Source organism: Streptomyces sp. NPDC059355 (genome assembly GCF_042752335.1).
Lineage (GTDB): Bacteria > Actinomycetota > Actinomycetes > Streptomycetales > Streptomycetaceae > Streptomyces.
The window spans coordinates 54,241-68,261 of the sequence record NZ_JBHYXN010000005.1; the positions used below are offsets into that span (position 1 = coordinate 54,241).

At 71.5% G+C, this 14,021-nt stretch carries 13 protein-coding genes; 6 read left to right on the forward strand and 7 right to left on the reverse strand.

Features of this window, described 5'->3' with window-relative positions:
• Positions 1–698 precede the first annotated feature (698 nt).
• On the forward strand, positions 699–2,702 hold the full coding sequence (locus ACFXGI_RS06720) for an RICIN domain-containing protein (protein WP_384704196.1): 2,004 nt from the start codon (positions 699–701) through the stop codon (positions 2,700–2,702).
• Positions 2,703–2,752: 50 nt separating this feature from the next.
• Here the strand turns inward: ACFXGI_RS06720 and ACFXGI_RS06725 are convergent, their stop codons facing one another.
• Complete coding sequence (locus ACFXGI_RS06725) at positions 2,753–3,949, reverse strand: nitrate/nitrite transporter (RefSeq protein WP_384704198.1); 1,197 nt, start codon at positions 3,947–3,949, stop codon at positions 2,753–2,755.
• A 93-nt stretch (positions 3,950–4,042) separates the two neighbouring features.
• Here ACFXGI_RS06725 and ACFXGI_RS06730 point away from each other — a divergent pair, with 93 nt between their 5' ends.
• Positions 4,043–4,702, forward strand: coding sequence for an MSMEG_1061 family FMN-dependent PPOX-type flavoprotein (locus ACFXGI_RS06730; protein ID WP_384704200.1), 660 nt, complete (start codon positions 4,043–4,045; stop codon positions 4,700–4,702).
• A gap of 26 nt (positions 4,703–4,728) precedes the next feature.
• Here ACFXGI_RS06730 and ACFXGI_RS06735 read toward each other — a convergent pair whose 3' ends face one another.
• Positions 4,729–5,967 carry a serine/threonine-protein kinase gene (locus ACFXGI_RS06735; RefSeq protein WP_384704202.1) on the reverse strand — a complete coding sequence of 413 codons (1,239 nt, stop codon included), beginning with the start codon at positions 5,965–5,967 and terminating at the stop codon, positions 4,729–4,731.
• Between the two features lie 99 nt (positions 5,968–6,066).
• The gene (locus tag ACFXGI_RS06740) at positions 6,067–6,456 is read right to left on the reverse strand and encodes a hypothetical protein (RefSeq protein ID WP_384704204.1); all 390 of its coding nucleotides are present in this window, start codon (positions 6,454–6,456) and stop codon (positions 6,067–6,069) included.
• A 273-nt stretch (positions 6,457–6,729) separates the two neighbouring features.
• On the opposite strand from ACFXGI_RS06740, the gene ACFXGI_RS06745 reads away from it, so the two are divergent.
• Entirely contained in the window at positions 6,730–7,044 is a 315-nt protein-coding gene (locus tag ACFXGI_RS06745; protein WP_384704206.1) for a hypothetical protein, read from the forward strand.
• Positions 7,045–7,108: 64 nt separating this feature from the next.
• Here the strand turns inward: ACFXGI_RS06745 and ACFXGI_RS06750 are convergent, their stop codons facing one another.
• Positions 7,109–7,609 (reverse strand): MarR family winged helix-turn-helix transcriptional regulator, encoded by a 501-nt coding sequence (locus ACFXGI_RS06750; RefSeq protein ID WP_384704208.1) that lies wholly within the window; start codon positions 7,607–7,609, stop codon positions 7,109–7,111.
• Positions 7,610–7,736: 127 nt separating this feature from the next.
• Here ACFXGI_RS06750 and ACFXGI_RS06755 point away from each other — a divergent pair, with 127 nt between their 5' ends.
• The gene (locus tag ACFXGI_RS06755) at positions 7,737–8,720 is read left to right on the forward strand and encodes an NADP-dependent oxidoreductase (RefSeq protein WP_384704210.1); all 984 of its coding nucleotides are present in this window, start codon (positions 7,737–7,739) and stop codon (positions 8,718–8,720) included.
• Between the two features lie 97 nt (positions 8,721–8,817).
• On the opposite strand, the gene ACFXGI_RS06760 is transcribed toward ACFXGI_RS06755, so the two are convergent.
• On the reverse strand, positions 8,818–9,462 hold the full coding sequence (locus tag ACFXGI_RS06760) for an NADPH-dependent F420 reductase (protein WP_384704212.1): 645 nt from the start codon (positions 9,460–9,462) through the stop codon (positions 8,818–8,820).
• 53 nt (positions 9,463–9,515) lie between these two features.
• Positions 9,516–10,328 carry an inositol monophosphatase family protein gene (locus ACFXGI_RS06765; protein ID WP_384704214.1) on the reverse strand — a complete coding sequence of 271 codons (813 nt, stop codon included), beginning with the start codon at positions 10,326–10,328 and terminating at the stop codon, positions 9,516–9,518.
• Positions 10,329–10,445: 117 nt separating this feature from the next.
• On the opposite strand from ACFXGI_RS06765, the gene ACFXGI_RS06770 reads away from it, so the two are divergent.
• Positions 10,446–11,405 carry a LysR substrate-binding domain-containing protein gene (locus ACFXGI_RS06770; protein ID WP_384704216.1) on the forward strand — a complete coding sequence of 320 codons (960 nt, stop codon included), beginning with the start codon at positions 10,446–10,448 and terminating at the stop codon, positions 11,403–11,405.
• Positions 11,406–11,866: 461 nt separating this feature from the next.
• The gene (locus ACFXGI_RS06775) at positions 11,867–13,555 is read left to right on the forward strand and encodes a GAF domain-containing protein (RefSeq protein WP_384704218.1); all 1,689 of its coding nucleotides are present in this window, start codon (positions 11,867–11,869) and stop codon (positions 13,553–13,555) included.
• A gap of 4 nt (positions 13,556–13,559) precedes the next feature.
• On the opposite strand, the gene ACFXGI_RS06780 is transcribed toward ACFXGI_RS06775, so the two are convergent.
• On the reverse strand, positions 13,560–13,982 hold the full coding sequence (locus ACFXGI_RS06780; protein WP_384704524.1) for a pyridoxamine 5'-phosphate oxidase family protein: 423 nt from the start codon (positions 13,980–13,982) through the stop codon (positions 13,560–13,562).
• Between the last annotated feature and the right edge of the window lie 39 nt (positions 13,983–14,021).

Below are 14,021 nucleotides of genomic sequence, written 5' to 3' on the forward strand. Positions count from 1 at the left end.
GGAGGTGGCGACGGCGGCGGGTGGCCGAATATCGCCGGTGATTTTTCGCAAAACCACTACAACCATCCCAAGAAGTGGCACACGTCACGCACCGGATGGTTGATATTTACAGATATGCTCCCGTTTGCTCTTTTGGCCGAATGACGCACGTCTTGATTTCATTCAGAAGATCATCGGCCGCTGGAAAAAGCTGTCGCATTCCCCCTGTCGACTTCAATCGCCGGCGTGATCCGGGCGCACGGGAATCCGTGCGCCCGCCCTTCCCCGAGGGCGCACTCGCACGCGCTCGCGACCACCCGGGATCGACACCAAGGATGAAAATGAAGGTTCGTGGCGCCATCGGCCGGATCACCGCCGCGGCTCTTACCGCAGGTGCGTTGACCTGGTCCGCAGCCACGGGCCACCCGACCGCGGGTCCATCACGGGGGAACTCGCGGCGAAGGTGATCGCGGTCGGACCGTCCGGGTTGTGCGGGGTCCATGATTCCGCTTTCCGGGCACCCAACGAATTCCGACCGAGCGCACATCAAGCGGAAGAGCGGAAAACAGCCGCCCATCCCTCGCAGAGCGCACGGGCGCACCCGAATTGAGGGAACGGCAATTCGCGCGCGGCCGACGCCACCACCATGACGCGGACCGCCGCTTCCACCCCATGGCCCCGACCAGGCCCTGCTTCATCACACACTCAAAAGGATCATCATGTCCGTACATGGTTCACGCACCGCGTGGGCTGCCACCCTGCTCTCCGTCGCAGTGAGCGGTGGACTGCTCTCCGCGGGCCCCGCCGCGGCCCTGGGCGGCAACGACGCGCCGAGCACCGGCTACGCCTTCGCCGCAAAGCTCAACATAGGTGACAAGGCGGCCTGCTCCGGTGCGCTGGTGGACGCCCAGTGGGTGATCACCGCCGCGTCCTGCTTCCGTGACGGCACGGCGCAGCTCCAGGCCGGCAAGCCGGCCGTGAAGACGACCGTCACCGTGGGACGTACCGACCTCACGCAGTCCACGGGCACCGTGGTCGAGGCCGTTGAGCTGGTGCCGCACGCGGACCGCGACCTGGTGATGGTGAAGCTCGCCTGGCGGGTCGTCGGAGTGGAGCCGGTCAAGGTCGCCACCAAGGCACCGGTGGTGGGCGAGCAGCTCACGTCTTTGGGGTTCGGGCGGACGAAGACGGAATGGGTCCCGAACAGGGCCCACATCGGCGCCTTCACCGTGGCCTCCCTCACCGGTGGCGCCATCACCCTCGACTCGACCGGCGACGCGGTCGTCTGCAAGGGGGACACCGGCGGTCCGGCCCTGCGTCAGAAGGACGGCGGCATGGAGCTGGCGGCCGTCAACTCACTCTCCTGGCAGGGTGGTTGCCTGGGTGTGGACACGGCGGAAGCCCGGACCGGTGCGGCCGATGTCCGCGTGGACGACGTGGCGGCCTGGATCGAGCAGGTCCGCAGGACCACCCCCGAGGTGCGACTGCAGGGTCTCGTTCCCCAGGTCACCAAGGTGATGGCGACCGGGGACTTCAACCGGGACGGCCGTACCGACATCGCGGCCGTCACAGCCGACGGCAACTTGCACGCCTTCGCCGGCCGATCCGACGGCACCTTCGAGTACGGCCGGCCCCTGTGGAAGGCCGACGGCAGCTGGAACACCGCCACGAAGATCATCGGCGGCGACTTCAACGGCGACGGCATCACCGACATCGCCTCCGTCTGGGCCGGCGGTGCGCTGCGCATGTACGCCGGGCAGCCCGACGGCAGCCTGGCGGCGGGCAAGTCGATGTGGCCCGACGAGAGCACCAACTGGAACGGCATGCTCCATCTGGCCCGCTACAAGGTGGACGGCTCCCCCCGCGACGGGCTCCTCGCGGTCTGGGGCGCGGGCGCGAAGGGCTCCCTGTACGGCTACGCCACGGGCGAGAACGGCCTGCTGAACGGTCAGAGCCGCAAGATGTGGCCGGACACCACCTGGGCGGGCATCCGGAACCTCACCACAGGCGACTTCAACGCGGACGGGCGTGACGACATCGTCGCCATCGCCTCCGACGGCGCCCTGCGCCGCTACAGCGGCAACGCCGCCGGCGGGCTCGACGACGCGGCCTCCATGTGGCCCGACAAGTCCTGGAACAACATGCCCGTCATGTTGGCGGGTGACTTCGACGGCGACGGCAGGACCGACCTCGGCGGCCTGTGGAACGACCAGCGGCGCTTCAACTTCTACAAGGGCAACGGCCAGGGTGCCGTGGCCTGGGGCACCAACGCCTGGCCCTCCGCCCTGCCCCTGCCCGCAGGCGGTCAGATCCGCAACGTGAACAGCGACAAGTGCCTGGAGATCACCAACTCCAGCAAGGACAACGGGGCACCCGCCCAGCAGTGGACCTGCGGTTCGCAGCCGGGCGCGAAGTGGGAGTACCGCCCGACGGCCACCGCGGGTGTCTACCAGATCGTGAACGTGAACAGCGGCAAGTGCCTGGAGATCGTCAACTCCGGCAAGGACAACGGGGTCCGCGCGCAGCAGTACGCCTGCCACGACATCCCCACCATGCTCTGGACGATCAAGCAGGCCGGCAGCACGGTCAGCGTGGACATCAGGAACGTCAACAGCGGCAAGGCCCTCGAGATCAGCAACTCGAGCAAGGACAACGGGGCACCCGCCCAGCAGTGGGAGCACTCTTCCGACCCGTCCTTCGCCACGCAGAGCTGGTACATGTAGCCGGATCTGCCGACGGCCCGGGACACACCCGCCGGCCGGCCCTTCTCGCATCAGCGGCGAGGGCCGGCCGGCTCCAGGTTCCGCATGCGGCCGTAGGCGTACACGCAGCCTGCGAGGGCGAGGTCGGACAGGAGCATGAAGCCGATGGAGTACGAGCCCTTCGCGCTGTAGACGGCGCCCATCAGCAGCGGGGGGACGAAACCCCCGAGGCCGCCCACGGCGCCGACGATGCCGGTGACGCTGCCGACCCGGTCCTGCGGCGTCACCTGCGAGACGAGGGCGAAGACGCTGCCGCCGGCCGCCCCGAGGCCGGCCGCCATGAGGAGCAGGGCGAGGGTGCCCAGGGGGTGCAGCGGAGGATCGAAGGCCTGGACCACCGCGAAGAGCGCGACGACGGCCAATGCCCCGGCGGTGGCGACGGCCGGGTGGATCCGGTCCGACAACCGGCCCCCGACCGGTCGGAAGACAACGGTGACCAGGGCGAAGCCGGCCGCTTTGGTGCCCGCGTCGGTGGGCGACAGCTCGTACCAGGTCTTGAGGTAGGTCGGGAGGTAGACGCCGAACGCGACGACCCCTCCGAATCCGATCGCGTAGAGGGCGGACAGCTCCCAGGTGACCCGCAGCCTGCCCGCGCGGGCCAGCCGGGCGCGGAGCGGGGCCGTGGGGACGGGCCGGTCGGGGCGCTCGGTGATGAGGAAGGAGGCGGCGACGGCGAAGACGCCCAGAGCGATCGCGACGACGAGGAACGGGAGGTTCTCGCCGTGCGCCGCGATGCGGGGAGTGAAGTAGCCGGAGAGGGCGACGCCTCCCGTACCCATGCCGAACACGCCGAGGGCGAAGCCCCGCCGGTGGGGCGGGAACCAGGAGTTCACGAGGGGCACGCCGATCGCGAACGTGGTCCCGCCCAGGCCGAGGAGGAACCCGGCCAGGAGGACCCCGGCGTAGCTGTCGCGGGTGGGGATGAGGAGCAGCACCGGGACGATCGTGAGCGCCGTGACCAGCGGGAAGACGATACGGGCGCCATAGCGGTCGGTCAGTGCGCCGGCCGGGATGCGGCCGAGCGACCCGACCAGGACCGGGACGGCGACCAGCACCGACTGCTGGAAGTCGCTGAGGCCGAGGCGGGCCTTGTAGTCGGCCGCGAGCGGAGCGATGAGGTCCCACGCCCAGAAGCTGAGGGCGAAGCCGACCGTGGCGACGGCGAGGTTCCGGTACGCCCCGACAGGAGGTTTCGCTTCCGTCTGCATCCCGCCAGTCAAAGCGAGATCGTCCGGCGCGTCGCCGGACTGGGCCATCAGTGGGCGAGGTCGATCGCAGGTCGGCTCGTTAAGGTCGGAGGCATGACGACACCTCTTGCCGGCAGTGCCTTCGACTCGCTCCGCCTCGACGCCGTTCCCGACCGGGAGGCGTTGCGCCGGGCGTACGCACTCCCCAACGACGCGGCCGTGCGCAAGCAGATGAGCGAGCTCACCGATCACACCCGTCGGTTGATCGGCTGCTCGTCACTGGTCCTGATCGCCAGCGCGGACGCCGAGGGCAACTGTGACGTCTCGCCGCGAGGCGGCCCCGCCGGGTTCGCCGCCGTCCTGGACGCACGGACCGTGGCGATACCGGACGCGACGGGCAACAAGCGGCTGGACACCCTGCAGAACGTCATCGCCACCGGACGCGCCGGGCTGCTGTTCGTCATCCCCGGGCGGACCACCACCCTGCGGGTGAACGGCCGCGCTGTCGTCTCCACCCGCCCGGAGCTGCTGGCGCAGCTGACCGCCGTGGGCAAGCCGCCGGCCAGTGCACTGGTGCTGGGGATCGAGGAGGTCTACCCGCACTGCCCCAAGTCGCTCCTGCGCAGCGCCGCCTGGAAGCCGGAGCAGTGGCTGCCGGCGGACGCCCAGCCGACCTCGGCCGAGGTGACGCTGGCCCAGCTGCGGATGCCGGAGCTGACGATCGCCGACATCGAGCGGGCGGAGGCGGACTCGCTGAAGTACCGGTACGAGTAACGGGCCGATCCGCTCCGAAGCGGGTCTCACCGCGCAGCGGTGAGGTAGAGGCTCAAGACCGCGGCCAGGTCGATCCTCCAGGCGTTGAGGCGGGTGGCGCGGCGCGCGTTGATCTCGCAGTAGTGCGTGGCGCCGTCGTGCAGGGAGACGGTGACGGCCAGGCGGGTCCGGTTGACCGCCGCGTGTGTGACATCGGCGATCTCGGACCAGGCCAACTCGGTCTCCTCACCGGCCAGATCGAGGTCGTCGTCGTCCTCGATCCGGTCGAGCGGACGGCCGCGTTCGTTGTGGACGAGCAGGATCCCGTCGGCGTCGGCCACGAGGCTGGAGTCGGCATCCGCGACGACGCACGCCTCGCCGCCGGGCACCGGTGACGGGGGGACATCCGGTGACCTCGGTGCCGATGCCCGAGTGTTCCCCGGGCCGGCCGACCCGCCCGGGGACGAGCCACCGGAAGGCACGCGCCAGGCCAGGTCCGCGAACGAGTCCAGAATCAGTGACGTGGCGGGGCGATGCCCTGGAGCCTTCGCCAGGCAGTCCGACACCAACGCCCGCATGCCGTCCGGCACCGCGCTCACATCCGGCGCCGCGTGCACCGACCGGTACATCAGGGCCATCGCGGTGCCCTCACCGAACGCACTGCCACCCGCGGCCGCGACCAGAACCGCGCCCAGGGCGAACACGTCCGCCGCGCCCGTGACGTCGCCGCCCATCGCCTGCTCGGGGGCGAGGAATCCGGGCGTACCGAACGCGTGGCCCGGCGCCGTCAGTCGGGTGGACTCGACGGCCCGCGCGATGCCGAAGTCGAGAACGCGCGGCCCGTCCGCGGCCATGATGATGTTGCCCGGCTTGAGGTCGCGGTGAACGAGGCCGCATCCGTGAATGGCTTCGAGGGCTTCCGCGAGCGCGGCACCGAGTGCCGCCAGCTCCCCGACGGTCATCGCGGGTTCCACGCGGATGTGTTCGGCGAGCGTCCGGCCCGGTACGTACGCCGTGGCCAGCCAGGGCTCCGCGGCGTCCGGGTCGGCGTCGACGACGGGAGCGGTGTGGAACCCCCCGACCGCGCGCGCCGCGGCGACCTCCGAACGGAAGCGTGCCCGGAAGACGGGATCGGCGGCGAGTTCGGCCCGGGCGACCTTCACGGCCACCGCGCGCCCGCCCCGCGACCGGGCCAGGTACACCACGCCCATGCCGCCTTCACCGAGCTTGCGCTCGATGACGTACGAGCCGATGCGACCCGCATGCCCCTCGTACCCGGTGCTCAACCGCTCCCCCCGAAGGCGTTCGACCCGTCGATCCTGCAGCGGATTCTTTCATCCTCGCGTGGGACGGGGACGAGGAGGCGATCCGGCCGGTCTCACTGCTCATCGCCGCGTCCGGCGGGTGCGACGGGCATGGCGGGCGGCTGCCAGGTCGAGCACGTCGCCGGCGGGGACGCCTCGGTCGAGGGCGGTGGCGAGCATGCCGGCGAGCTCGCGGGTGTGGTGGGCGAGGGTGTCGGCGGCGTGCCGGGCGACCTCGGCGGGGCAGTGGCGGCGGGCGGGCCGGCGGGTGCGGGTGGCGGACACCTCCGCGGGCGGTACGCCGGGGAGCTGCTCGGAGTCGAGCTCGTCGGCGAGGTGGCGCAGCACGCCGGCGGCGGTGGCGCGCGGGAGGTTCGAGCGGACGTCGGCGGGGCCCCGGTTCGGAAGGGCGACGATGAGGCGGTGCGTGTCGAGGGACACGAGGGTGACGACGTCGGGGGTGCGGGTCACGGGGCGGGGCTCCTGTCGGGGTCGGGGTGCTGCGCACGCGCACGGCAGCGGCACCCACGCAACGCAACTTCCAGTTGCGATACGCTGGAGACTGACACATGATCGCCCGCTAACGCAACCAGGAGTTGCAAGCGCGGCGCGAGCGCTCGTGCGGAGCACGACGGGCCCGGCGGGCCCCGCGGGCCGGGCGGCACAGACCGAGCACGCGCGAATGCCGTCCCCGCCGTAGCGTGGAAGCAGCAAAGGACACTCCGCGGTGAGGGGCGATGCGCCATGACCTGGGCTTCGTGGACAACGACAGGAGTCTTCGCCGGACGGGGCGGCGTGCGCACCGAGGAGGCCGGGGTCCTGAGTGGGGACCTGACCGTGCACACCACCTGGTCGGGCCGGGAGGCCCACGTGGCAGTGCAGTACAGCGGCGGCTCGGAATGGTTCACCGTCACCGGCAGCCCGGTGCACTGCGCATCCGAGGAGGACAGCCGCGTCCTGCACCAGGTGATGGTCGACGCGGTACGCACGGGCGCCGCCGCCACCGTTCCCCACGACATTCCCACGGGCACCGGCCGGGGCGGGGCGGCGCCGGCTTAGGGCCGCATTCGATCCGCGACCCGGGCGATCGGCCGCCGGCCAGACGGGACTTTGACGACACGACCTAGGGGGCCGGCGGGGCGGGGGCCGGGCTGTTCACCATGGTGTCGAGGTTGGCGGTCATGCGGTCGAGGAAGTCCCGCAGCTGGGCGTGCTCGGAAGGGGTGAAGCCGGTGAGCGATTCGGCGTCGATGCCGGCGCGCAGTTCCTGGACGGGGTCGCGCAGTTCGTTCGCCCGGAGGGTGAGGGCGACCAGGGCGCGGCGTGCGTCCGCGGGGTCGGGGGTGCGCGTGATCAGGCCGTCGCGTTCCATGCGCCGCAGGTTGAGGGCCATGGTCGGCTGCTCCACGCCCGTACGGCGGGCCAGCTCGCTCTGGGTCAGCCCGTCCTGCTCGTAGAGGGCGAGGAGCGCGGGGAGCTGACCGAGGCTGACACCCAGCGCGGCGAGCCGCGCCGTGATGGCCTGGCTCAGCAGCCTGGCGGCGTGGTTGACCACGGCGCAGACCATCGGTTCTTCGCGGGGCGCCGTCGCCCGTGGCTGTATCTCGCGGTCACTTCGCACCATGGACCCCGCTCCTTCCGTGGCCGCCGTGGCCCGCTTGACATCATCCCATAGCCAACTATGCTCGAATTAGATAGTTACCTATGGAATGGCCGAGAGTGCAGGCACGCGCCGGCCGCCCCCTCCTCCCATGAAGGACCCCACCATGTACGCCTTCGCCATCGACGGCTTCGACGGCTTCGACGACACTCCCGCCCTGCGCGATCTCCCCACTCCCCTGCCCGGTCCGGGTGAGATCCAGATCAAGGTGCGCGCCGCCGGCATCAACCCGCTGGACTGGAAGATCGCCGCGGGGCAGCTGGCCGGCTCCGGCGCCCCGCACGCCTTCCCCCTCACCCTCGGCATCGATGTCGCAGGCCAGGTCACCGCCGTGGGCGAGGGCGTCGACGCCTTCACCGCCGGGGAGGAGATCTTCGGCATGTCCTGGCCGCACACGTTCCGGCACGGCTCGTTCGCCCAGTACATGACCGCCCCGCAGGACGCGGCCCTGACCCCCCGGCCGAGCGGCCTCGACCCCGTGTCCGCGGCAGCCCTGCCGATGACCGGCGGCACCGCCCTCGCCACCCTGGACTGGCTGGACCTCAAGGCGGGCGAAACGCTGCTCATCGTCGGCGCGACCGGTGGAGTCGGCTCGTACGCGATCCAGCTCGCGGCCGCCGCGGGCGTCCGCGTCATCGCCACCGCCGCCGCCGCCGCGCAGGACCACGCCTACGCCCGCGGTCTGGGCGCGGCCGAGACCATCGACCACCGCACGGCCGACACGGCCGACGCGGTCGCGGCGGCGCACCCCGACGGAATCGACGCCGTCCTCGACCTCGCCGGCACCGCCGAAGCCCTGAACGTACGCCTCGCTCCGCTCCTGCGGCCCGGAGCGCGCGTGGTCAGCACCGTCTTCTCCGCCGACCCGGACGCCCTCGCGGCCCGGGACGTCAAGGCGGTCAACTTCTTCTACCGGGCCAGGCCCGCGGACATGACGCGTCTCGCCGACCTCGTCACCACCGGAAAGCTGCGCGTCGCCGACACCACCTCCTACCCCCTCTCACACATCGCCGACGCCCACGCCGCGTCCACCACGGGACACGTCCGCGGCAAGCTCGTCGTCACCAACGAGTAGGCCCGCCCGCGTACGAGTCCATCACCCGGCACACCGGATGCCGGCGGATGTTCTCGCCCGGCAGTCCCGGCTTCGGTCTGAACCCGGTGTCGGCGGGTCAGCGGGCGAGGGAGACGGCGAGGGGCTTGAACCCGTGTCGGCGCAGGATGTGGGGCACGATCAGGATCATGGCTTCGGCGGCTCGGGCCGTGGTGATGTCGCCGAGGTCCTCGATCCGTTCGGGTTTCCAGCCCAGGTCGCCGAGCAGGCCGGAGGCGGTCTTCTTCGCGCTCTCGTCGTCGCCCGAGAGATAGGCGGTCGGCGGGGTGGCCAGGGTTTCGGGGGCGGTCATGACCCTGAACAGCATGGTGTTGAGGTTCTTGACCACATGCGTCCCGGGGAGGACGGCCTGGAGTTTCTCGGCGAGGCTGCTGCCGGGATGGCACAGATCGCCGGGCAGGCCGTCAGCCGTGTCGCGGGTGGCGTTGGAGACGTCGACGAGGATCTTGCCCGAGAGCTCGTCGTGCAGGTCGGTGAGGCGGTCCGGTGAACTGTCGCCGGGCGTCGCGTTGAACACGATGTCCGTGGTGCGGGCGGTGGTGCGCTGGTCGGCGAAGACGATCCGCGGGTCGGGTCCGGCGGTGCGGGCGGCTGTGTCCCCGGGGTTGCGGGTGCCGAGGGTGACGTGGTGTCCGGCTGCGGAGAGCTTGCCGGCGAGGTCGGTTCCGACGCGGCCGGCGCCCAGGATGCCGATGCCGGCCATGCGGTGACGCTCCTTGCGGTATCGGGTGGGAAGGGCGGGGACGAGACGTCCGGTCAGGCGATCGGCGAGAGGACCTTGCGGGCCGCGGCGTGGATGCCGGGGGCGGCGGCCAGGAAGTCGCGGCTGCCCGTGTTCCAGGGTTCGCCCGCGAGGTCGGTGACGGTGCCTCCGGCCTCGGAGACCAGCAGGGCGCCGGCGACCAGGCCGGAGCGGACGTCGGAGAACTGCCAGAAGGCGTCCATGCGTCCGGCGGCGACGTGGACGAGCTGCATCGTGGAGGGAACGGACACGCGCACGACCAGGCCGTTGACGAGCATGGCGGTGACGGAGTCACCGATCCGCCGGAAGGTGCGCTCGTCCTCGCCGGGCTTGGCCTGACCGGTGCCGATGAGGGCGGCGCCCAGGTCGGTCTTGGCGGACACCTTCAGGGGCCGGTCGTCGAGGCGGGCACCGCCGCCGGCGACCGCAGTGTAGGTGTCGCCGGCCAGCGGCAGGTGGACAACGGTGAGTACCGGCAGGTTGTCGCTGACCAGGGTGGCGGTGACGGCCCAGTCGTCCATGCCGTGGACGTGGTTGATGTTGCCCTCGGCGGGGTCGACGACCCACCACTCCCCGGGCGGGAGCGCGCCGCCGGCCAGCTCGTCCTCGGCCCACTGCGACCCGCGCCGGGCCCGCAACAGGGGTTCACGCAGCACGTCCAGCACCGCGTCGTCGTTGGCGTGGATCTCGCCGACGACCTCGTCCAGACTCACGCCCCGGGCGTGGGTGGTGTAGCGGTCGCGCAGCGTGGCACCGGCGGCCTTCACCGCGGCGGTCACGTCGGACAGCAGCGTCCCGTCGACGTCGAAAGGCATGGCTGTGCTCATGGCGGTCTCCCTGGGGAATCGGTGGAAGCGGGGCCGTCGTCTCGCCCCCGCACTTCGAAAGTAGGCCGCCGGGCCATTAACAACCAGTGCATGCTTGTCACTTGTAGAGTTACTGCCATGCAACTGGATCTGAACCTCCTCACAGCCCTGGACGCCCTGCTGGAAGAGGGGAGCGTCGCCGGAGCGGCAGCCCGCCTCCACGTCACCGCACCGGCGATGAGCCGCTCACTGGGCCGCATCCGCAAAGCCACCGGTGACCAGATCCTGGTCCGCACCGGCCGCAGCATGGTCCCCACCACCCGGGCGCTGGCCATCCGCGCCCAGGTCCACACCCTCGTGCAGCAGGCCCACCAACTTCTTTCCACACAGCAGGAACTCGACCTGACAGCACTCGACCGGGTGTTCACCGTGCGCTGGCACGACGCCCTGACCGCAGCCTCCGGCACCGCCCTGATCACCGCCGTCCACCGCCAGGCCCCCGGCGTCCGACTGCGCCTGTCCGCCGAACCCGGCACGGACGACACCGAGCTGCGCCGGGGTGAGGTCGACCTCGAATCGAGCTCCAGCACCCCGACGCTCCCCGACATCCGCCACCGCCTCGTCGGCAGCGACCGGCTCGTCGTCGCCGTCCGGCAGGGCCACCCGCTCACCGAAGGCCCGCTGAGCCCCGAGCGCTACGCATCCGCCGAACACCTCACCGTTTCGCGACGCGGCAGCCTGCGCGACCCGATCGACGACGCCCTGACCACGCATGGCCTCGAACGACGCGTCGCCGCCGCCGGGCCCACCGCCTCCTTCGCACTGCAACTCGCCCTCGAATCCGACCTCGTCGTCACCCTCCCCGACGCGGTCACCCGTACGGCCCGCAAACAACTCGGCCTCGCCACACTGCCCCTGCCACTCCCCCTCCCCGATGTCCCCCTGTACCTGCTGTGGCACCAGCGCTACGACGACGACCGCGCCCACACCTGGCTCCGAGACCTGGCCACCGAAACCATCCGGGCACTCTTCACACCACCGACCGATCGAGAGGGTGGTCACGAGTCCGGGTGTCCGACGCGAACGTTCGCCTCGTAGCCTCCGCACGTGACCGCTGATCCGTTCCGGTGCCGCTGTGTCCTGTGCCATGACTACGGTGACCGGGACGAGGCGGACCGCGTGGATCCGACGATCACCGAGAATGTGCGGCAGCACGGATGACACGTTGTGATGGTTGCCGAGGACGAGATCGGTCCTGGGCGACGGCTGCGGTCGGTGTCCTGCCAGCGCGCAGAGCACCCCGGCCGGCGGGCCGCCGCGCCGCCGACTCCGGGGGCGGCCGGGCGGCTTCGGGACGCGGGTATCGGACTCCTCGGGGCCGCTGCCGGCATCGTCCGGCGGCGTGCCATCCGGCCGCGAGGGAGCCGATGGGTCCGACCGCCGGGTCCGGCCGATGGGTCTCCGGCGTCCGGCTGCTCTCGATAGGCTGGCACCGGACCAGGTGGTGGGGACAGAGGGAGCTGGTGGGCGTGGCGGATCCGTTGCCTCAGGTACCGCGGATGCAACTGGACGAGCTGCTCGAGGAGCTTCAGGCCCGCATCAATGCCGTACGCGGCACCCGGGACCGGGTGCACAGCCTGCTGGAGGCAGTCGTCTCCGTCGGCCGGGAACTGGACCTGTCCCAGGTCCTGCGACGCATCGTGGAGGCCGGCGCCCTGCTCGTCGAGGCCGACTACGGCGCACTGGGCGTGATCGGACCCGACGGCCGGACGCTCTCGCAGTTCCTCACCGTGGGACTCGCCGAAGAGCAGATCGCCCGGATCGGGTCGCTCCCCGCCGGCCACGGCCTGCTGGGCGAGGTCATCCGCCACCCCGAACCCCTGCGCCTGACGGATCTCAGCGGCCACACCGCTTCGTACGGCTTCCCGGCCGATCACCCGCCGATGCGCACGTTCCTCGGCGTCCCGATCCGGGTCCGCGACGAGGTGTTCGGCAACCTGTACCTGACCGACAAGCGCGACGGCCAGGACTTCGACACCGAGGACGAGGCGGTCATCTCCACCCTCTCCGTCGCCGCCGGGGTGGCCATCGACAACGCGCGCCTGTACGAGGGCTCCCAGCGGCAGCAGCGCTGGCTGCGGGCGAACGCCGAGATCACCAACAGCCTGCTGTCCGGGAGCCCCCGTCCCGCGGTGCTGGAGCTCATCGCGCGCCGGGCCCAGGAGATCACGGGCGCCGAGCTCGCCGACATCTCGATGCCGCTCGACGGCACGGACGACCTGGCCGTGGAGCTCTCGGTCGGGCCCGGCAGCGAGCTGCGGCGCGGCCTGGTGATACCGGTCGAGGGCAGCCTCTCCGGAGCCGCGTACGAGGCCGGCAAGCCGGTCACCACCGTCAGTCTCGCCACCGACGACCTCTACGGCGGCGGCGCGCAGCAGCGGACGGCGCTCGGACCGGCGGTGGCCGTCCCGCTGGGCACGGCCGCCGGGGACGGGCGGGGCGTCCTGCTGCTCGCACGGGCGGTGTCCGAGCCGGTCTTCACCGACGGTGAGCTGGAACCCCTGCTGGCCTTCGCCCGCCAGGCCGCGCTGGCGCTGGAGCTCGCCGAGCGGCGGCGTGACGCCGAGCAGATAGCACTGCTGGAGGAACGCGACCGCATCGCCCGTGACCTGCACGACCTCGCCATCCAGCGGCTCTTCGCCACCGGGATGACCCTGCAGAGCGCGGCCCGGCTGGTGGAGCACGACGGCGCCGCCGAGCGGGTGGGGCGGGCCGTCGACGACCTGGACGAGACCATCAAGATCATCCGATCGACGATCTTCGGGCTCCGGGCCAAGGACCGCGAAGCGGGACCCGGCCTGCGGGCGCGTGCCGCCCGGGCGGTCGGGGAGGCGGGGACGACGCTCGGGCACCCGCCCCGCCTCAGCATGGAGGGGCTGCTGGACACCGACGTGTCCACACAGGTCGCCGACCATGCCATGGCCGTGCTGACCGAGCTGCTGAGCAATGCCGCCCGTCACGCGCACGCCACCCGGGTGGGGGTCTCGCTCAAAGCCACCCACGACGAAATCGTCCTGACGGTGACCGACAACGGCAGGGGCGTTCCTGCCCAGGGCCGCCGCAGCGGCCTGCGCAACCTCGACGAGCGTGCCCGGGGCCTGGGCGGCACGTTCTCCGTGGGAAGCCCGTCCGAGGGCGGAAGCGAGCTGGTCTGGCGGGCTCCGCTCACCGGCGCAGCCGGCACGTGACCGGTCAGGAGCCGCACACGGTCACGGGCTCGGTCGGGTCCGCCTCCAGGCGGAACCCCGTGACCAGGTCCGGTGTGATGCGCAGCGCGCGCACCATGGTCTGTGCCACCCAGGGACGCAGCCGCGAGGCGTAGCCCTCGGGATCCTCCACCGGGGTGGCATAGCCGGTCACCACGACGCTCCAGCCGAGGTGCGTCTCGGCATCGATGGCATCGGCTTCGTAGGCGACCACGACCCCCGAGGTGTCGGACGGCGCGAGCAGGGAGGCGAGGGCCCCGCCGTCGTGGACGCGTACGACGATGCTCTCGCCCTCCACGAGGTGGTTCACCGGGCGGACGGCCGGCAGGGCGTGCCGGGTGAAGACGATGCGGCCCAGCGACACCGTCCCCAGCAGTCCGAGCGCCTCGTCGCGGTCCAGCTGCCGCATCCGCCGGGGTGACGGCTCCCGCCCCCCGTACGCCGTCTC

Coding starts and splice junctions, on each gene's coding strand:
- ACFXGI_RS06725 (WP_384704198.1), bottom strand. CDS start 3,949: ATGCAGACGGAAGCGAAACCTCCTGTCGGGGCGTACCGGAACCTCGCC.
- ACFXGI_RS06780 (WP_384704524.1), bottom strand. CDS start 13,982: ATGCGGCAGCTGGACCGCGACGAGGCGCTCGGACTGCTGGGGACGGTG.
- ACFXGI_RS06745 (WP_384704206.1), top strand. CDS start 6,730: ATGACCTGGGCTTCGTGGACAACGACAGGAGTCTTCGCCGGACGGGGC.
- ACFXGI_RS06750 (WP_384704208.1), bottom strand. CDS start 7,609: ATGGTGCGAAGTGACCGCGAGATACAGCCACGGGCGACGGCGCCCCGC.
- ACFXGI_RS06730 (WP_384704200.1), top strand. CDS start 4,043: ATGACGACACCTCTTGCCGGCAGTGCCTTCGACTCGCTCCGCCTCGAC.
- ACFXGI_RS06775 (WP_384704218.1), top strand. CDS start 11,867: ATGCAACTGGACGAGCTGCTCGAGGAGCTTCAGGCCCGCATCAATGCC.
- ACFXGI_RS06760 (WP_384704212.1), bottom strand. CDS start 9,462: ATGGCCGGCATCGGCATCCTGGGCGCCGGCCGCGTCGGAACCGACCTC.
- ACFXGI_RS06765 (WP_384704214.1), bottom strand. CDS start 10,328: ATGAGCACAGCCATGCCTTTCGACGTCGACGGGACGCTGCTGTCCGAC.
- ACFXGI_RS06755 (WP_384704210.1), top strand. CDS start 7,737: ATGAAGGACCCCACCATGTACGCCTTCGCCATCGACGGCTTCGACGGC.
- ACFXGI_RS06770 (WP_384704216.1), top strand. CDS start 10,446: ATGCAACTGGATCTGAACCTCCTCACAGCCCTGGACGCCCTGCTGGAA.
- ACFXGI_RS06720 (WP_384704196.1), top strand. CDS start 699: ATGTCCGTACATGGTTCACGCACCGCGTGGGCTGCCACCCTGCTCTCC.